The sequence below is a fragment of the Bradyrhizobium sp. UFLA01-814 genome (genome assembly GCF_046718885.1).
GTDB lineage: Bacteria > Pseudomonadota > Alphaproteobacteria > Rhizobiales > Xanthobacteraceae > Bradyrhizobium > Bradyrhizobium elkanii.
In genome coordinates, this window is the sequence record NZ_JAQOSR010000010.1 from 13,837 (window position 1) to 31,643 (window position 17,807).

The 17,807-nt window shown below is 65.4% G+C and carries 21 protein-coding genes; 12 read left to right on the forward strand and 9 right to left on the reverse strand.

Features of this window, described 5'->3' with window-relative positions; genetic code table 11:
- Positions 1-104: 104 nt before the first annotated feature.
- From PMN64_RS05015 to PMN64_RS05025, 3 genes are all read left to right on the forward strand, one after another.
- A complete protein-coding gene (locus PMN64_RS05015) occupies positions 105-704 on the forward strand; it encodes a formyltransferase family protein (protein ID WP_028332082.1) in 600 nt (199 codons plus the stop codon).
- A 194-nt stretch (positions 705-898) separates the two neighbouring features.
- Positions 899-1,258: a hypothetical protein gene (locus PMN64_RS05020; RefSeq protein WP_245288714.1), complete on the forward strand. Its 360-nt coding sequence runs from the start codon at positions 899-901 to the stop codon at positions 1,256-1,258.
- Between the two features lie 121 nt (positions 1,259-1,379).
- Positions 1,380-1,757, forward strand: a complete 378-nt coding sequence (locus tag PMN64_RS05025) for a hypothetical protein (protein ID WP_411779960.1) — start codon at positions 1,380-1,382, stop codon at positions 1,755-1,757.
- Between the two features lie 70 nt (positions 1,758-1,827).
- Here the strand turns inward: PMN64_RS05025 and PMN64_RS05030 are convergent, their stop codons facing one another.
- Positions 1,828-2,226: a RidA family protein gene (locus PMN64_RS05030; protein WP_038387136.1), complete on the reverse strand. Its 399-nt coding sequence runs from the start codon at positions 2,224-2,226 to the stop codon at positions 1,828-1,830.
- A 232-nt stretch (positions 2,227-2,458) separates the two neighbouring features.
- Here PMN64_RS05030 and PMN64_RS05035 point away from each other — a divergent pair, with 232 nt between their 5' ends.
- Positions 2,459-3,334: a DMT family transporter gene (locus PMN64_RS05035; RefSeq protein WP_411779922.1), complete on the forward strand. Its 876-nt coding sequence runs from the start codon at positions 2,459-2,461 to the stop codon at positions 3,332-3,334.
- An 86-nt stretch (positions 3,335-3,420) separates the two neighbouring features.
- Here PMN64_RS05035 and PMN64_RS05040 read toward each other — a convergent pair whose 3' ends face one another.
- Positions 3,421-3,660 carry a BrnA antitoxin family protein gene (locus tag PMN64_RS05040; protein WP_018271567.1) on the reverse strand — a complete coding sequence of 80 codons (240 nt, stop codon included), beginning with the start codon at positions 3,658-3,660 and terminating at the stop codon, positions 3,421-3,423.
- 18 nt (positions 3,661-3,678) lie between these two features.
- Positions 3,679-4,653 (reverse strand): cysteine synthase A, encoded by a 975-nt coding sequence (gene cysK, locus PMN64_RS05045; protein WP_028340735.1) that lies wholly within the window; start codon positions 4,651-4,653, stop codon positions 3,679-3,681.
- 226 nt (positions 4,654-4,879) lie between these two features.
- Between cysK and PMN64_RS05050 the strand changes: the two genes are divergently transcribed.
- Positions 4,880-5,095, forward strand: a complete 216-nt coding sequence (locus PMN64_RS05050; RefSeq protein ID WP_028332087.1) for a hypothetical protein — start codon at positions 4,880-4,882, stop codon at positions 5,093-5,095.
- Between the two features lie 9 nt (positions 5,096-5,104).
- On the opposite strand, the gene tgt is transcribed toward PMN64_RS05050, so the two are convergent.
- Positions 5,105-6,238 carry a tRNA guanosine(34) transglycosylase Tgt gene (gene tgt / locus PMN64_RS05055; protein ID WP_028340736.1) on the reverse strand — a complete coding sequence of 378 codons (1,134 nt, stop codon included), beginning with the start codon at positions 6,236-6,238 and terminating at the stop codon, positions 5,105-5,107.
- Positions 6,239-6,486: 248 nt separating this feature from the next.
- On the opposite strand from tgt, the gene PMN64_RS05060 reads away from it, so the two are divergent.
- The 4 genes from PMN64_RS05060 to PMN64_RS05075 all read left to right on the forward strand — a co-directional run bounded on the left by PMN64_RS05060 (position 6,487) and on the right by PMN64_RS05075 (position 10,700).
- A complete protein-coding gene (locus PMN64_RS05060) occupies positions 6,487-7,620 on the forward strand; it encodes a patatin-like phospholipase family protein (protein WP_411779923.1) in 1,134 nt (377 codons plus the stop codon).
- A 96-nt stretch (positions 7,621-7,716) separates the two neighbouring features.
- Complete coding sequence (locus tag PMN64_RS05065) at positions 7,717-8,466, forward strand: TetR/AcrR family transcriptional regulator (protein WP_411779924.1); 750 nt, start codon at positions 7,717-7,719, stop codon at positions 8,464-8,466.
- Positions 8,467-8,728: 262 nt separating this feature from the next.
- Positions 8,729-9,346 (forward strand): PepSY domain-containing protein, encoded by a 618-nt coding sequence (locus PMN64_RS05070; protein ID WP_304495326.1) that lies wholly within the window; start codon positions 8,729-8,731, stop codon positions 9,344-9,346.
- A gap of 316 nt (positions 9,347-9,662) precedes the next feature.
- On the forward strand, positions 9,663-10,700 hold the full coding sequence (locus tag PMN64_RS05075; RefSeq protein ID WP_304495325.1) for an aspartate-semialdehyde dehydrogenase: 1,038 nt from the start codon (positions 9,663-9,665) through the stop codon (positions 10,698-10,700).
- A gap of 193 nt (positions 10,701-10,893) precedes the next feature.
- On the opposite strand, the gene queA is transcribed toward PMN64_RS05075, so the two are convergent.
- From queA to coaD, 5 genes are all read right to left on the reverse strand, one after another.
- Entirely contained in the window at positions 10,894-11,970 is a 1,077-nt protein-coding gene (gene queA / locus PMN64_RS05080; protein WP_411779925.1) for a tRNA preQ1(34) S-adenosylmethionine ribosyltransferase-isomerase QueA, read from the reverse strand.
- Positions 11,971-12,105: 135 nt separating this feature from the next.
- Positions 12,106-12,570, reverse strand: a complete 465-nt coding sequence (locus PMN64_RS05085; protein ID WP_028340742.1) for a peptidylprolyl isomerase — start codon at positions 12,568-12,570, stop codon at positions 12,106-12,108.
- Positions 12,546-12,986: a hypothetical protein gene (locus PMN64_RS05090; RefSeq protein ID WP_411779926.1), complete on the reverse strand. Its 441-nt coding sequence runs from the start codon at positions 12,984-12,986 to the stop codon at positions 12,546-12,548. The genes PMN64_RS05085 and PMN64_RS05090 overlap by 25 nt, the downstream gene beginning before the upstream one ends.
- 6 nt (positions 12,987-12,992) lie before the next feature.
- On the reverse strand, positions 12,993-13,556 hold the full coding sequence (locus PMN64_RS05095) for a peptidylprolyl isomerase (RefSeq protein ID WP_028340744.1): 564 nt from the start codon (positions 13,554-13,556) through the stop codon (positions 12,993-12,995).
- Positions 13,557-13,602: 46 nt separating this feature from the next.
- Positions 13,603-14,100: a pantetheine-phosphate adenylyltransferase gene (gene coaD, locus PMN64_RS05100; protein ID WP_028340745.1), complete on the reverse strand. Its 498-nt coding sequence runs from the start codon at positions 14,098-14,100 to the stop codon at positions 13,603-13,605.
- A 265-nt stretch (positions 14,101-14,365) separates the two neighbouring features.
- Here coaD and PMN64_RS05105 point away from each other — a divergent pair, with 265 nt between their 5' ends.
- The 3 genes from PMN64_RS05105 to PMN64_RS05115 all read left to right on the forward strand — a co-directional run bounded on the left by PMN64_RS05105 (position 14,366) and on the right by PMN64_RS05115 (position 17,778).
- Entirely contained in the window at positions 14,366-14,623 is a 258-nt protein-coding gene (locus PMN64_RS05105) for a hypothetical protein (protein ID WP_038387125.1), read from the forward strand.
- A 166-nt stretch (positions 14,624-14,789) separates the two neighbouring features.
- Positions 14,790-16,688 carry a potassium transporter Kup gene (locus PMN64_RS05110; protein ID WP_411779961.1) on the forward strand — a complete coding sequence of 633 codons (1,899 nt, stop codon included), beginning with the start codon at positions 14,790-14,792 and terminating at the stop codon, positions 16,686-16,688.
- Between the two features lie 118 nt (positions 16,689-16,806).
- On the forward strand, positions 16,807-17,778 hold the full coding sequence (locus PMN64_RS05115) for a phosphotransferase family protein (protein ID WP_411779927.1): 972 nt from the start codon (positions 16,807-16,809) through the stop codon (positions 17,776-17,778).
- Positions 17,779-17,807 lie beyond the last annotated feature (29 nt).

Genomic DNA, 17,807 nt, shown 5'->3' on the forward strand with positions numbered 1-17,807 from the left:
TCCTGTTGATAAGCGGCAAGACAGCGAAACAGGCGGCCGCGGTGTGCTATCGGCATAGCGGCGGCCCGAGCAATCCCCGAGTAAACCCCACGGAATAGATCCCCATGCGCATTACCCTTGTCGGTTCCCGCCATTTCGGCGTGACGACCCTGAACATGCTGCGCGAACACCACGTCACGCTGGTCAGGGTGGTCGTGCATGACGGCGAGGACCGGCTGGCGGCAGCGGCCAGGGCGGCCGGCATCGAGGTCGTTGTCCAGGCCGATCCCAAGCTGGTGACGGCCGCCGAGATTGCGCCGGATACCGACCTGATCGTGACCGCCCACAGCCACGCCCGGGTCAGCAGGGAGGCGCTTGCCGCGTCCAGGCTCGGCGGCATCGGCTACCACCCGTCGCTGCTGCCGCGCCACCGCGGCATCGCGGCGGTGGAATGGACTATCAAGGAAGGCGATCCGATCGCCGGCGGCAGCATCTATCACCTCGCCGACCGCATGGACGCCGGCGCGATCGCGGCGCAGGACTGGGTGTTCGTCAAGAAAGGCGAGACCGCCCGCGAGCTGTGGGAGCGCGCGCTGGCGCCGCTCGGCTTGCGTCTGCTCGCCCAGGTCATCGACTATGGTAAGGTCAACGGCTCGCTGCCGGCCAAGGTCCAGGATGAGCAGTTTGCGACCAAGGCGCCGAATCTGAGCCTTGGCAAACACTAACCCGAGCTAGAAGTATATGAATACCTCGTTCGGAAAAGCCATGCTCGGATTTTCCGTTCCTGATCCGGAACCGAATTCACCACGATGTGTTTGAGTTCGCAGGAACATTTGGGGACTCTCGCGACGCAGCAAATTTTGAACACATTGTGACAGGATAAGCCGCGTCATCACACGAAATTACAGGGATTTGATTCATGCGTTCGATCCGCATTCGCGACCTGATTTTGGTCACTACGGTCGCTTCGGCCGCCGCCCTCACCGCTGCTCCCGTGTCCGCCCAGCAGCCTTATGACGGCCTATGGAACGTCACCGTCGTCACCAAGACCGGCAGCTGCGAACCGTCGCAGAGCTCGACCGTGACCGTCGCTGAAGGAAAGATCTCGGCCCAGGGCGCGGCGATCTCCGGCACCGTCGGCAGCGGGGGACTTGTGCGAGTCTCGATCAATGGTGCATATGCGAACGGACAACTCAGTGGCAACTCCGGATCGGGGAAGTGGAATGGGGCATCAGCTGGCGTACCGTGCAGCGGCCGATGGGAAGCGTCCCGTCAGTAAGATCACCAGCCTATCAAGTTTCTTCGCCATCGCGCGGCGGCCCGCATTTGCAGCCGCCGCGTTTTTCGTGACCGCACTCGCAAGCACCACGGGCCATGCCCAGTCCGGCCCGTTCGCCGGCATGGCAGGCACCTGGTCGGGCGCCGGCTCGGTCATGCTGGATGACGGCTCCAGCGAGCGCATCCGCTGCCGCGCCACCTATCACGTCGGTGGGCCCCGCATGACCATGAGCCTCACCTGCGCCAGCGACGCCTACAAGTTCAACCTGGCGGCCGATGTGCAGGCCGAAGGCAGCGCGGTCAGCGGCAATTGGAGCGAGTCCAGCCGCAATGTCAGCGGCTCGTTGCAGGGTCGCGGCGGCGGCGGCAACTTCCAGGTCATTGCCAGCGCTCCCGGCTTCAATGCCGACATCTCGATGCGCACCACCGGCAACAAGCAGGCCGTTACCATCAGGGCCGACAGCCAGTTCCGCGGCGCCAGCATCGTGCTGTCGAAGTAATCGATCCGCGCTCCAACGTGCAAAGCCCTCGGGTCATCCCCGAGGGCTTTTTGTTTACGGCCCAGCGGTGCTATGCCGCAGGCACGAATGCCGTGACCTCGATCTCGACCTTGGCCCGCTGATCGACCAGCCCGCCGATATAGAGCAGCGTCGACGGCGGGAAATTACGCCCGAGCGTCTCCTTCCACGCCGCGCCGATACCGGCGCCCGCGGCCTCATATTCGCTGCGACTGGTCAGGTACCAGGTCAGGCGGACGATGTGCTCGGGGCCGGCACCGGCTTCGTTCAACAGCTTGATGATGCGCTTCAGCGCGGTGCCGACCTGGGCGGCCATGTCGGGGGCGTAATCGCCCTTCTCGTCGCCGCCGGTCTGCCCCGCCAGCACGATCCACTTGCCGGGCGCATCGAACGCCACACCGTGGGAGAAGCCGCGGGGTTTCGACCATTCGGCCGGTTGCAAGACACGCATGAGCAGATCCTCCTTTATGGCGTTCGTCATTCCGGGATGGCTCGCAGAGCCAGACCCGGAATCTCGAGATCCCGGGTTCGCCCGTTTCACGTGCGCCCCGGGATGACAGCGTAGTCGATGCTGCTTAGCAGAGATCACGTGGGTGACGCATCACCGCGCAGGCAGAATTGCGCGTTGCAAATTCATGGCAGCTCGCCGATACCGGGCCCCCCTCCTCCGCTCGTTCCCCGTCATGGATCGCACGCCCTCAAAGACCCGCGCAGCATTGTGGATGTCCGGCTGGCTCGCGCTGATGCTGATCGTGGCGGTGGCCGGCCGCGAGGCGACGCGCGAGGTCAACGTCTTCCAGCTGATGGCCGTTCGCGGCGTGCTCGGCTTCGCGATGCTCTATCCGCTGATCCACATGAATGGCGGGTTTGCGATCGTGAAGACGGCACGGCTGCACGTCCATATCGCGCGCAACCTGATCCATTTCTGCGCGCAGCTCGGCTGGTTCTTTGCGCTGACATTGATCTCGATCGGCCAGGTGGTTGCGATCGAGTTCACGATGCCGATCTGGACCGCGATCCTTGCGGCGAGCTTTCTCGGCGAGCGGATGACGGCGTGGAAGATCGTCGCGATCGTGCTTGGCCTGGTCGGCGTGTTCGTGATCGTGCGGCCGGCGGCCGGCGCGATCAATCCGGGCCAGCTGATCGCGCTTGCCGCGGCAGTCGGCTTCGGCATCTCGGTCGCCGTGGTCAAGTCGCTGACGCGGACCGAGCAGACGCTGACGATCATGTTCTGGATGCTGGTGGTGCAATCGCTCGCGAGCATCGGGCCTGCGCTCTACGTCTGGACCTGGCCGCCGCTCTCGACCTGGGGCTGGCTTGTCGTGATCGCGTTCTGCGGCACCTTCTCGCACTATTGCATGGCACGCGCCCTGCTCCACGCTGACGCGACTGTCGTGATCCCGATGGATTTCGTCCGCGTGCCGCTGACAGCGATCGCCGGCTGGCTGATCTATGCCGAAAGGCTCGATGTCTACACGGTGCTCGGCGCGGCCATGATCCTGGCGGGCAACCTCATGAACCTGAAACCGACCGCAAGGAAGCCGGCGCGCGCAAGGTGACGCCCGCGCCGTGCGCGCGTAGCGCCGCCGCGCCCTGCCAGCCAAAGGCCCGGGGATCGTCCGGGCCCCCTGGTTCCGAAAGCGTGTTACTTTCCGGCGGCCTTGCGCAGCGCCGCGTTGATGCGGTCCTGCCAGCCGGGGCCGCCCGCCTGGAAATACTCCAGCACGTCCTGATCGATCCGCAGCGTAACCTGCTCGCGGACGCCGGGGACAGCAACGGTCTTTGGCACCGCGTCCGCGACCTTGGTGGTGGCGCGCTTGAACGCCGCCTCGGCTTCGCTGCGGGCATCGTTCAGGGTTCGCGGTCGCCTCGGCTGGTCGGCCATATGCTGGATTCCTGTGTCTCAGATTCCTTCAAACAGTACCGTCGACAGATAGCGCTCCGAGAATGACGGCACAATCGCCAGAATGGTTTTGCCGGCCGCTTCCGGCCGCTTGCCGATCTGCAAGGCGGCTGCGATCGCGGCGCCCGACGAGATACCGCCGGGGATGCCTTCGTTGCGCGCCAGCTCGCGCGCGGTCTCGATCGCGGTCGCGCTGTTGACCTTGACGATCTCGTCGATCACGGAGCGGTCGAGGATGTCAGGGATGAAGCCTGCGCCGATGCCCTGGATCTTGTGCGGCGTGTGCTGGCCGCCCGACAGCACCGGGCTCTCTTCCGGCTCCACCGCGACGACGCGCAATGACGGCTTGCGCGGCTTCAGCACCTGACCAACGCCGGTGATGGTGCCGCCGGTGCCGACGCCGGCGACGAAGTAATCGATGTTGCCGCCGGTGTCGTTCCAGATCTCCTCGGCGGTGGTGCGGCGATGGATCTCGGGATTGGCGAGGTTCTTGAACTGCTGCGGCATGACAGCGTTGGGCGTCGTGCGCACCAGTTCTTCCGCGGTCGCGATCGAACCCTTCATGCCCTGCGCGGCCGGCGTCAGCACAATCTCCGCGCCGAGAAAGGCGAGCATCCGCCGCCGCTCGATCGACATCGATTCCGGCATGACGAGCTTGAGCCGATAGCCGCGCGAGGCCGCGACATAGGCGAGCGCGATCCCGGTGTTGCCCGAGGTCGGCTCGATCAGCACCGTGTCGGCGTTGATGATGCCGGCCTTCTCCATCGCCACGATCATCGCCGCGCCGATGCGGTCTTTCACGCTGGCCGCTGGATTGAAGTATTCCAGCTTGGCGAGGATCGTCGCGTTGATGCTAGCCGCCTGCGGCAATCTGCGCAGCCGCACGATCGGCGTAGAGCCGATCGCATCGACGATGGAGTCAAAGACGCGGCCGCGTCCGGGTTGCACTGCACTCGTTGTCGACGGCGCGTCCATCAAGCGGCTCCTGTAGCGGGATGTGCTGAAAATATGCGGTCTTGTCTCATTAGAAGCAGCGCATCATGACGCGCAAGTGAGAAACCGCCGTGGCGCGGATTCGTTGCATCGCAAAATAAGAACCTACGCAAATTACGTAAAACCTACGCATTTGTGTTGCGACAAGGTCAAACAAATGCGTCTATATACTTTCGTCAGGTGCAGCTCAGAACGCAAAGGAGGTCACATGCCAGCTCTCGCTGAAGTTCTGTCGACCACAGCGTCCAGGCCCGATCCGCGCGGCTGCGATTTGCCGACCTGTCCGGTGTGTGCTGACTCCATGGTAGCGGCGGAAGCCTCCGCGTACCTGTTCGACAATCTGATCAGCTATCTCTGGACCTGCGACAACTGCGGTTACGGGTTCGTGACCAAGCACGCGGTGAAACCGATCGTGTGCAACTGATCACACAGCTCATCTTGGAGCGATGTCACCGCGCGCCCAACCGGCGCGCGTTTTCGTTCTGAAGTCCTCGAACGTGCCGTTCGCCACCGCATCGCGGATGCCCCGCATCAGCTGCTGGTAATAGGCGACGTTGATTTCGGACAGCAGCATTGCCCCAAGTGTTTCGCCCGATCGCACCAGATGATGCAGATAGGCGCGCGAATAGCCGTTCGCCGCCGGCCACGGACTCTCGTCGTCGAGCGGACGCGGATCGTCGACGTGCCGGGCGTTGCGCAGGTTGATCTGCCCGAAGCGGGTGAACGCCATGCCGTGGCGTCCGTTCCGTGTCGGCATCACACAGTCGAACATGTCGACGCCGCGCGCCACCGCCTCGAGGATGTCCTCCGGCGTGCCGACGCCCATCAGATAACGCGGCCGATCGACCGGGAGCGCCGGCGCGGTCTCCTCGATCATCGCCAGCATCACCGCCTGCGGCTCGCCGACCGCGAGCCCTCCGATCGCGTAACCGTGAAAGCCGATGTCGGTCAGCCCGCGCGCGCTGGCGTGCCGCAGATCCGGGACGTCGCCGCCCTGTACGATGCCGAACAGCATGTAGCCGTCCGGTGCCGCCTCGAAGGCGCGCTTGGAGCGCTCGGCCCAGCGCAGCGACAGCTGCATCGCGCGCTCGATGTCGGCGCGCTCGGCCGGCAGCCGGACGCACTCGTCCATCTGCATGGCGATATCGGAGCCGAGCAGCCGCTGCACCTCGATCGAGCGCTCCGGCGACAGCTCGACCTTGGTGCCGTCGATATGCGAGCGGAAGGTCACGGCCTTCTCGGTCACCTTGCGCAGCTCCGACAGCGACATCACCTGGAAGCCGCCGGAATCCGTCAACATCGGGCCGCCCCAGCCGGTGAAGCGCTGCAGGCCGCCAAGCCCGGCAATGCGCTCGGCGCCGGGCCGCAGCATCAGGTGATAGGTGTTGCCGAGCACGATATCGGCGCCGGCATCGCGCACCTCGCGCCAATGCATGCCCTTCATCGCGCCCGCGGTGCCGACCGGCATGAAGGCCGGCGTCCGCACGAGGCCGTGCGGCGTGGTCAGGCGCCCGGTGCGGGCGGCGCCGTCGGTTGCCAGCAGTTCGAAATGATTGGGAAGATTCATGCGGCTGCTTATTGCGTGTCGCCGGTGCCCGATCAACCCGTCGGATAACGGCCCTCGCGCGACTTCGTGAACACGGGCAACCGGCCGGACGCTTGCCTTGCATCGTCCGCCCCGCTAAACAAAACGAAACAGTGTCGTTTTATGACGACAATATGGCAACCGGCTTCCGCAGCGACGTCAATCCGCGAACGTGACTGGCAGAGATGGTCTCACCCCCTAGCGCCCGGCCCGCCGGCGCCGGCCCTCGGATGACGGCCGCCCGCACGATCCGGCAAGCGGTCCTGCTGTGCGGCCTCGCCTTGGCGCTGGCGGCCTGCAGCTCGCTGCCGCGGATGCCCTACACGGCCGCCGATGCCGCCAATGCGCGGGTGCTCGACCTCGACGGGCTGCGCCGCTATGCCGACGAGCCGGCGTCAAAATTCAAGCTCGAGAAGAGCGACCTCGCCCCGATCAAGACCTATCTCGCCCTCTCCGGCGGCGGCGCCGACGGGGCCTATGGCGTGGGCGTCCTCAACGGATGGACTGCGGCCGGCAACCGCCCGGCCTTTTCGGTTGTTTCCGGCGTCAGCACCGGCGGGCTGATTGCGCCCTTTGCCTTCCTTGGCCCGCGCTACGACGACACGCTGAAAGAGGTCTACACCTCGGGCGTCGCGGAAAGCCTGCTGCAGGATCCGAGCCTGATGCGGGTGCTGTTCGGCTCCGGCCTGTTCGGCAACAAGCGGCTGCGCGAACTGGTGGCGCGCTACGTCGGGCCGGAGATCCTGAGCGAGGTGGCGCGCGAAAACGCCAAGGGCCGAAAGCTCCTGATCGTCACCACCGATCTCGACACCCAGCGCACGGTGATCTGGGACATGGGACGGATCGCCGCGGTCGGAACGCCCGAGGCGCTGCAGCTGTTTCGCGACGTGATGGCCGCCTCCGCCAGCATCCCGCTGGTGTTTCCGCCGATCATGATCGACGCCGAGGGCCAGGGCCGGCGCTTCCAGGAGATGCATGTCGACGGCGGCGTGACCGCGCCGGTGCTGACGCTGCCAGACGCGCTGCTGTTCCGCGAGCGTAGCTGGCCCGCCAACGGCCGCATGAACATCTACATCCTCGTCAACAAGAAGCTCGAGGGCAACTTCGAGCTGGTGTCGAACTCGACGATCGACGTCGCCTCGCGCAGCATTTCGGCGATCACGCAGGCGCAGACGCGCTCCGTCATCCTCTCGACCTATGATTTCGCCCGGCGCAACCGGCTGGGTTTCCATCTGTCCTACATCGAGCGCGACTATCCGGCGCCGGAAACGCAGGGCTTCGACACCGCCTATATGCGCGCGCTTTACCAGTACGGATACGACAAGGCCGCCGCCGGGCAGGCCTGGACCGCGACGCCCCCGTAAGCGGCCTGCTACCGGTACCGCCGAATGGACGAATCCGCACTGCGCGGGTTATAGACCGGACAGACCCGTCCGACGCACAACGAGATGAATGGGCAAATGGGATTGACGGCAACCAAGGCCAAAGCGGCCAAGCGCAGCGTGATCAAGTCACGCGGCGGCCGGCCGACGCGGGATGCCGCGATCGAGCGCGACCAGCGGCTGATCGAGGTCGCCACCCGCCTGTTCCTCGAGCGCGGCTTCGATGCGACGTCGATCGACGCGGTGGCCGAGGCCGCCCGCGTCAGCAAGCCCACCGTCTACGGTCAGTATGGCGACAAGCGCGGCCTGTTCGCCGCGGTGCTCCGCCGCGAGATCGCCCGCTGGCTTGCCCCGCTCGCCGCCGCGGCGGCCGAAGCGCAGACCGGCAGCAACTGCGACGGTTCGGTCGAGGAACGGCTGACCGAGCTCGGCCGCCAGCTACTGGTGCTGAATTGCAGCGCCGACTCCATCGCCTTCAGCCGGATCCTGACCGCGCAGGCGATCAATTTCCCCGAGGTCGCCAAGCTTGCCGTCGACGAGGGCTGGTCGAAGGCGGTTTCCACCACGGCGGATTTCTTCGACCATCTGGTCGACATGGGTGTCCTCGATCTCGAGGACACCACGATCGCGGCCGAGACATTCCTCAACATGGTGGTCGGCCACACCCACCGGATGGCGACATTCGGAATTCCGATCGACATGAAGACCGCCGAGACCCGGATGGAAGTCTCGATCCGGCTGTTTCTCGCCGGCGCCGTCGGGCCGCAGGACCGGCTTCGCGATACGGCCAAGGAAGCGACGAAGGCGCGCCGCCGCCCGGCCCGCTGACAGTTTTAGGATCGTTGCATCGCCTCACACGTTGTCGTGATGAGCCTTGAAGAAAACAGAACGAAACCGTATTGTTTAGTTGCAATGAGACGCGGAACCCAAGTTCAGCCCCCCAACGGTTTCGTGTCGCCTTGTAACTTCGATCGTCACGACGGTGCTGCCGCCATCGCTCCGTCTGAACGTTCGGCGGCCGACCTCTGACTAACAAGGGTCGGCCGCACTTTCTCTGCCCGGGTGGCGGTTCGACGCGACGGATGCGACCATGACGACGGGACGATTACACGCACTGCGGCATTGGGCATTCGGCACGCGGCTGCTGGCAACCGCGCTCATTGCCCTGCCCTTCGCGACGCCGGCCTACGCGATCACGAGCTCAACGGCCGCGGCGCTCACCCCGCAGGACAACGACACCGCGCTCGACGTGCACGCGGTTCGCCGCGAGCTCGACAGCTTCCAGGCGGCCCAGATCTCGCTGCGCAAGGCGATGGCGATTGCGGAGGCGCTGCACTCCGGCTCGATCACCGCCGACATCAGCTTCGACGGCGCGTCGGAGCCCGCGGTCTACCGGGTCAAGACCATGCAGCAGGACCGCATCTGGCGCCACGCCATTGACGCGGCGACCGGCGAAGTGGTGGGTGGCGAGGCCGCCGCGCCGCTGAAGTCGCTCGGCACCGAAGACCGTGACAACCTCGCCGTGCTCAGGGCGCTCCGGCATCGCCTCGCCGACGCCGTGCGGGTGGCCGAGCGCACGACCTCGGGAAAGGCGATCAGCGGTGGCCTGATGCGCGAACGCGGCAAGCTCAATTTCGTCATCGTCGTGCTCGCCGGCAGCGATCTGAAAGAGGTGATCCTCGAACCGCCCGGCGCGCGCAGGCGCTGAGGCCGGCGCGGGACTCGCCAAGCTTTCCCTTGCCAAGTTTTCCCTCGCCAAGTTTTCGCCCAAAAGCCGTTGACGGACGCCGATCTGTCCCGCATAAGTCCGAACCATGATCAACGCGACCAAATGCGCCAGCAAAACCACCAAGCCCTCCGGGGCCTCGGGAGGCGTGCGCGCGTAGTCGGTCGAACCGCATCATCTCTACCCGAAGCCCCGCCTGATGAAGGTCCGGGGCTTTTTTATTGCCTGCAGCCCAACAGCATGATCCGGAAAAGTGGGAACCGGTTTTCCGATCAGATCATGCTCAACCGAGACTGAAATGGAGGACAAAGTGAGTAACGATCCCGTCGTCGCGATTGTCGGCGTCACCGGCGCCGTCGGCGCCGAATTCATCGCCACCATGGACAAGCGCGGCTTCCGCGTCGGCAAGCTGAAGGCGCTGGCGAGCGCCCGCTCGGCCGGCAAGACCGTCAGCTTCCGCGGCAAGCCGGTCGTGATCGAGGAACTGACCGAGCGCGCCTTCGAGGGCGTCGACATCGCGCTGTTCTCGGCCGGCAGCGGCATCTCCAGGAAGTTCGCGCCACTTGCCGTGAAGTCCGGCGCCGTCGTGGTCGACAACTCCTCGGCGTTCCGGATGGATCCGAACGTGCCGCTGGTGATCCCCGAGATCAACGCCAACCGCATCCGCGACCACAAGGGCATCATCGCCAACCCGAACTGCGCCGCCATCACCGCGCTGGTGCCGCTGTGGCCGATCCACCAGAAGAACCGCATCAAGCGCGTGATCATCTCGACCTACCAGGCCGCGAGCGGCGCCGGCGCAGCCGCGATGGAGGAGCTCGTCGAATCGACCCGCGCCAATCTCAACGGACAGGTCTATACCCCGAAGGTGATGCCGCACCCCTACGCCTTCAACCTGTTCAGCCACAACACCGCTATTGATCCGCAGACCGGCTACAACGACGAGGAGACCAAGGTCATCAAGGAGACCCACAAGATCTTCGAGGACGAGAAGATCGCGGTCGGCGTCACCTGCGTGCGGGTGCCGGTGCTGCGCGCGCATTGCGAGGCGATCACCTTCGAATGCGAGAAGCCGATCACCGAGGACCAGGTGCGCGCGATCATGGCGCGGGCGCCGGGCGTCAAGGTCGTCGACGATCGCACCAAGAACTACTTCCCGATGCCGATCGACGCCTCCGGCCAGGACGACGTGCTGGTCGGCCGCATCCGCAAGGATCTCAGCGATCCCAGCGGCCACTCGATCTCGATGTTCGTCGCGGCCGATCAGCTGCTCAAGGGCGCCGCCCTCAACGCGGTGCAGATCGCCGAGCTGCTGCCCGAACGCGCGATGGCGTGAATGCAAGAACCGTCATCCCCGCGCAATGGCGCAGCCATTGTCGCTGGAGGAGCCCGCGCGGCGGGCGTCTCGAAGGATGCATCGGCCCCAGTCGGGCCGTCGCCCTTCGAGGGCCGCTGAAGAAGCGGCCGCCTCAGCGACAAAGGCGAAGCCTTTGCGCGGGGGTGACGGTGAAGCAGCCGTGCTTGCGGAGCTAGCCTCGCGCGCGAAACAGCAGGCACGCGTCACCGTAGGAGTAGAACCGGTAGCCATCCCTGATCGCGTGGGCGTAGGCGCGTTGCATCGTCTCGAGGCGGGAGAACGCCGAGACCAGCATGAACAGCGTCGAGCGCGGCAGATGGAAGTTGGTCAGCAAAATATCGACCGCGCGGAAGCGGTAGCCCGGCGTGATGAAGATCGAGGTTTCCGCCGCAAACGGCTCGATGGTGCCGTCGGCATTGGCGGCGCTTTCCAGCAGCCGCAGCGACGTGGTGCCGATCGCGACGATCCGGCCGCCTTTTGCGCGCGCGGCGTTCAAGGCCGACGCGGTCTCGGCAGTGATGCAGCCCCATTCGGCATGCATCTTGTGCTCCGAGGTCTCCTCGGTCTTCACCGGCAGGAACGTTCCTGCCCCGACATGCAGCGTCAGGCGGTGCAGCTCGACGCCGCGGCTCTTCAGCGCGGCCTCCAGCGCCGGCGTGAAATGCAGCCCCGCCGTGGGCGCTGCGACCGCGCCCTCATTGGCGGCGAACATGGTCTGGTAGTCGCTGACGTCCTGGTCGTCAGGCGTGCGCTTGGAAGCGATGTAGGGCGGCAGCGGCGTGGCGCCGACATCAGCGATCGCCTGGTCGAGCACCGGACCATGGAACGAGAATGACAGCGTCACCTCGCCCTCCTGCCCCTTGGCTTCGACCTCTGCATCGAGATTGCCGAGCAGGCAGACCCTGCCCTCATTGCCGAAGCGGATGGTATCGCCGGGGCTGAGCTTCTTCGCCGGCTTCACCAGCGCCTGCCAGCGCGAGCCGTCGAGCCGCTTGATCAAGGTCGCCTCGATCTTCGGTTCGGTGTCGCGCCCGATCCGGCGGCCCTTGAGTTGCGCCGCGATCACCTTGGTGTCGTTGACGACGACCTGATCGCCCGGCTCCAGCCACCGCGGCAGGTCGGCGATCGCGGCGTCGCGCAGCACGCCGTCCGGATGCACCACCAGCATCCGCGCGGCATCGCGCGGGCTCGCGGGGCGAAGCGCGATGCTTTCCGGGGGGAGTTCGAAGTCGAAGAGATCGGTGCGCATGGCGGTGACTAATACCTCAGCGCCGTCATTCCGGGGCACGCGAAGCGTGAACCCGGAATCTCGAGATTCCACAATGCGCAATTGCGCATTGGGGTTCGATGCTGCGCATCGCCGCGGAATGACGGAGTGTTTGACTTACGCCGCGTCGACGGCCATCCGCGCCTTGACGATCTTGTCCGGATCCTTCACCGGCTCGCCGCGCTTGATCTTGTCGACGTTCTCCATGCCCTCGGTGACCTTGCCCCAGACGGTGTACTGGCCGTTGAGGAACGAGGCGTCGTCGAAGCAGATGAAGAACTGGCTGTCGCCGGAATCCGGATTGGCGGCGCGGGCCATCGAGGCGGTGCCGCGGACATGCGGCTCCTTGTTGAATTCGGCCTTCAGCTTCTTGCCGGAGCCGCCCATGCCGGTGCCCTGCGGACAGCCGGTCTGCGCCATGAAGCCGTCGATCACGCGATGGAACACGATGCCGTCGTAAAAGCCCTCGCGCACCAGTTCCTTGATCCGCGCGACGTGGCCGGGCGCGAGATCCGGGCGCATCTCGATCGTGACCGGGCCCTGGGTGGTTTCGAGGATCAGAGTATTTTCGGTAGCAGCCATGCTCGCTTCTCCTGGCTTCGGGGTGGATACTTCTTATTCCTGAACGGGATTGCGAATGGACGGCCGGCGACCGCGCCGCCCAGGCTCTCGGTAAATGGCAACGGCGTACAGCGTTGCAACGTCTCCATCACCGCGACCCGGTATGCAATCCGGTCGTTGTCGGTCGCCTCCTGCGATTCATAGCTGATCCTGGGATGTCCGAGGATCGCGCCCTCGCGGTTGAAGCTGACAATGACGGTGATGTCGATCGGGCCGGCCTTGTCGGCCGGCGGCGGCCGCCAGCAGCGGTGGATGGCCAGAACAACGTCCTTGATCGTATTGAGTTGCTCCGGCTCGGCCGCCGCAGGTCCACCTAGCGCGAGCCACACCAGCAGCGGCGCGGCGAACCAGGCACGTGGTTTGCTGCGCGCCGCCATCGCGGATCACTTGATGTCGGATGCGACCTGCACCTTCACCATCTTGTCGGGATCGGTGACGGCTCCGCCAGGCGAGCCCGCAGATGCCTTCTTCAGCTTGTCGACCACGTCCATGCCCTGCACCACCTCGCCGATCACGGTGTACTGGCCATTCAGGCTCGATCCGTCGGCGAACATGATGAAGAACTGCGAATTGGCGCTGTCGACGCTGTCGCCGCGCCGGGCCATGCCGACGATGCCGCGCTTGAACGGGACCTGGGAGAATTCCTGCTTCAGGTTCGGATATTTCGAGCCGCCGGTGCCGTTGAAGTTCTGGCCGTCGCCGGTCTGCGCCATGAAGCCGTCCATCACGCGATGGAACGGCACGTTGTTGTAGAAGCCCTCGCGCGCCAGCTGCTTGATGCGCTCGGCATGCTTGGGCGCGATGTCGGTGCGCAGCTTGATGACGATGCGGCCCTTGGTGGTGTCGATCACGATCGCATCGGCCTTGTCGAGATTGGCCGGCAGCGGCTGCGCGACCGCGGGCACGACGCAGAGCAGCGCGGCAACGAATGCGAGAATGCGGATCATGGCAACTCCGGAGCTTTAACGTTCGGGGTGTGGCAGGCCGCCGGGGTCAGCCGGCGAACTTGGCCTTCAGGCTAGCGGCGACCGATGACGGCACGAATGAAGAGAAGTCGCCGCCCATCTGGGCGATTTGGCGCACCAGTGTGGCGGTGATCGGGCGGACCGCAACCGACGCCGGAACGAACACGGTATGCACCTCGGGCGCCATGGCCTCGTTCATGCCGGCCAGCTGCATCTCGTAATCGAGATCGGTGCCGTCGCGCAGGCCGCGAATCATCAGCGTGGCCTTGGACGCACGCGCCGCCGCGACCGTGAGATTGTCATAGGTCGCGCTCTCGAAGGCGCAGCCCGCCTGCTGGGCGATGGGGCCGAACACCTCATGGACCATGGCCAGCCGCTCCTCGGTGGAAAACAGCGGCTTCTTGCCGGGATGGACGCCAATGGCGACGATCAGGCGGTCGCAGAGGAAGACGGCCTGTTTCACCACGTCCAGATGGCCGTTGGTGACAGGATCGAAGGAGCCGGGATAGATCGCGATACGGGACATGGTCCCTCCTAACCCGCCCGGCTCTCCCCGGCAAGCCGCCGGGTTCCGCCCGTCGCGCGAAATAAATCTCCCCTCGTCCAGTGAACGAGTCCTGGGATGCCAGCGTCTACGGGGGTGAATGTTTCGTCGGCCGTTGGCAGACGAAACAAAACCGGCCGCAACGAAACCATTTCCCGCGGTGGCGAAGACACCAGGAAACTTGCGGCCGGTAGACATTGGACAACGAAACGACGGGCCCGGGCGGCCCGATCAACTGGGGACCGTCATGATCAAGGCACTTTCCGCCATCGCTGTTGCCGCGTTCATTGCCGCCGCGCTCACCGTGCTGCCAGGCTTTGCGCCGCAGGTCGAAGCCTCCACCCCGCAGCCGCTGGCCAAGAGCGACCGTCTGGACGTCCACCCGGTCGGCAAGGACTGCTCGCAGCAGGCCTGGCCGAATTTCGAGGCGTCGTGCCTGCGCACCGCCGGCAACAAGACGGTGGTTCGCGAAGCCCGCCTGGTTACCGCCGACCGTACCCCGTAGCGCGCATTCAAGCGAAGTCGATCGTCAGCCCGGCGTAAGGCCAGGCCGTCACACAAAACCCAATGGTAATTTGCGACGTCCCGTCGCAGACTATCGTCTAAGGCGCCCGGCCGGATGATCCGTCGGGCGCAGCCATCGGGGGATTGCCGTGACGAGTACGCCCGCCATCGTTTCTTCTGGCCACCCTCCGTCCAGTCCGATCCCGGTTGCCGTCACGCTCGGTGCCCTCGGGGTCGTCTATGGTGACATCGGCACCAGCCCCCTCTACGCCCTGAAGGAAGCCGCCAAGGCCGCCACCCATGGCGGCCCGCTCACCGAGAGCGCGGTGCTCGGCGTGGTCTCGCTGATCCTGTGGGCGCTGATCCTCATCATCTCGATCAAATACGCGATGCTGATCCTGCGCGCGGACAACCGCGGCGAAGGCGGCATCGTCGCGCTCTTGGCGCTGCTCTCGGCGCGCAACGCGGCGCCCGGCACCTGGCGCGCCCATCTTCTGGTGGTCGGCCTGATCGGCGCCGCCTTGCTCTATGGTGACGGCGCCATCACGCCGGCCATCTCGGTGCTGTCGGCGATCGAGGGCCTCAAGGTCGACGCGCCCTCGCTGACCCCTGCGGTGGTGCCGATCACCGTCGTCATCCTGATCGGCCTGTTCATGATGCAGAAGCAGGGCACCGGCTTCATCGGGAGGATCTTCGGCCCGGTGATGCTGTTCTGGTTCGCGGTGCTGGCAGCGCTCGGCATTCACGGCATCGTCAAGGCGCCCGGTGTGCTGGTTGCGCTGAGCCCGCTCTATGCATTCGATTTCCTGATCCATCAAGATTTTCACGTCAGCTTCGCCATCCTCGGCGCCGCCTTCCTCGCGGTGACCGGCGGTGAGGCGATGTACGCCGACATGGGACATTTCGGCCGCTTTCCGATCCGGCTCGCCTGGTTCGCCGTCTGCCTGCCCGCCCTGGTGCTGAACTATTTCGGCCAGGCCGCGCTGTTGATCACCGACCCGACCGCGATCGACAACCCGTTCTTCCAGCTCTCGCCGGACTGGTCGCATTATCCGCTGGTGCTGCTCGCGACCATTGCCACGGTGATCGCCTCACAGGCCATCATTTCGGGTGTGTTCTCGCTGACCCAGCAATCGATCCAGCTCGGCTTCCTGCCGCGCATGCATATCGAGCACACCACGAGCGATGCGATCGGGCAGATCTACGTGCCGCTGGTGAACTGGCTGCTCGCCGCCGGGACACTCGGCGCGGTGCTGGCCTTCGGCACCTCCGACGCACTCGCCGGCGCCTACGGCATCGCAGTGTCGCTGTTGATGGCGATCACCACGCTGCTTGCAGCGCTGGTCGCGATCCAGTGGGGCTATTCGCCGATCATCGTGATCGCGGTGAACGGGTTCTTCTTCGTGATCGACGCGATCTTCTTTGCGGCGAACTCGACCAAGCTGTTCGAAGGCGGCTGGTTCCCGCTGCTGCTCGCCGCTGCGGTGGCCTTCCTGATGCTGACCTGGCGCGGCGGCGTGAAACTGGTCGAGACGGCGCGCAGCAAGCTGCGTCAGCCGGAAGAAGATCTGATCGAGACCGCGGTCAACAAGTGCCACAGCCGGCTGCCGGGCACCGCCATATTCCTCGCCTCCGCCCCTAACGGCGTGCCGCTCGCCTTGACCCAGTTCGTCAAGCACAACCACGTGATGCACCAGCGCGTGCTGCTGGTCACCGTACAGATCGAGGAATCCCCGCGCATCTCGGATGAGGATCGCGTTGTGGTTCACGACGTCACCCCGGGCATCATCCGGGTCATCCTGCGTTACGGCTTCATGCAATATCCGACCGTTTACGAAGGGCTGAAGCTCGCCTGCCGCCAAGGCAAACTGCCCGGTCTCCGTCTGACCGATGTGACCTACTACATCGGCCGCGAGACCATCATCCCCCGCGAGGACATTCCGGGCATGTGGGTATGGCGGGAATCGCTGTTCGCCTTCCTCCAGCGCAACGCCGAAAGGTCGGCAGCGTTCTTCGGCGTGCCGACCGGACAGGTCGTGGAGTTCGGGACGGAGATCGAGATTTGATCTCGCCGCCTGCGTACCTGCGTAGCCCGGATAGAGCGAAGCGCAATCCGGGACAATCGAAACCGCACCGCAAGCTCCCGGATTTCGCTTCGCTCCATCCGGGCTACGGCATTTGCAAATGTCCGACGATCCGCCTCTTCAGCTGAAGCCGCGCCTGGCGATTTCGATCGACCAGGCGCAGGCGATCGTCGATCGGGTTGCGCCGAGCTCGCGCGTGGCGGCTATCACCGAGCTGCGCGGCGGCGAGATCAGCACGATCCTCGAGATCACGCGGGCGGACGCGCCAAGCTGCATCCTCAAGGTCTACCCCGCCCAGCTGCAATGGAAGATGGCGAAGGAGGTCCATGTCCTTGGACTTCTGCGCGACGCCGGCATTGCCATTCCGCGCATCCTCATAGCCGACGACAGCCGCGCGCTGATCGACTTCAATTTTGTGCTGATGAGCAAGCTCGACGGCGTCGTGCTCGGCAACCGAGAGGCGGCGCTGACGGATCAGGAGCTGTTTTCGATCTACGCCGCCATGGGCGCGGCGCTCCGCCATATCAACGGCATCACGCTCGACAGCTTCGGCTATATCGGCCCGCACGGCGTCTGGACGTCGCACCCGACCAACCGCGCCTACATGTCCGCGCAGTTCGAGCGGAAGCTGACCGAGTTTTGCACGCGCGGCGGGGACGAAGCGCTGGCCGCGCGGCTGCGGGCCGGCATCCTGGCGCGCAGCGTCCTGCTCGACGCAGCCGACACGCCCCGCCTCTGCCACTATGACTTCCACGCGGGCAACGTGCTGGTGACACCGGCGGGGCAGCCGCGTCTCACCGGCATCGTCGATTTCGAGAATGCCACCGCCGGCGATCCGCTGATGGACGTCGCCAAGGCGCTCTATTACTTCACGCCGAAGGACGCGCCGAAGCGCGACGGATTGCTCGCGGGCCACGGCACAAGCGAGCGGCCGGACTGGGAGGCCACGATCGCGCTCTACCGGCTCGCCTGCACGCTGGAGCTCTGGTGCTGGTTCGCGCAGATCGGCAACGCGGATGCGCTTCCGAAGATCACCACGGAGCTGGAACGCGCCGCGAATACCCTGGCGTAGCCCGGACGGAGCGAAGCGCAATCCGGGAC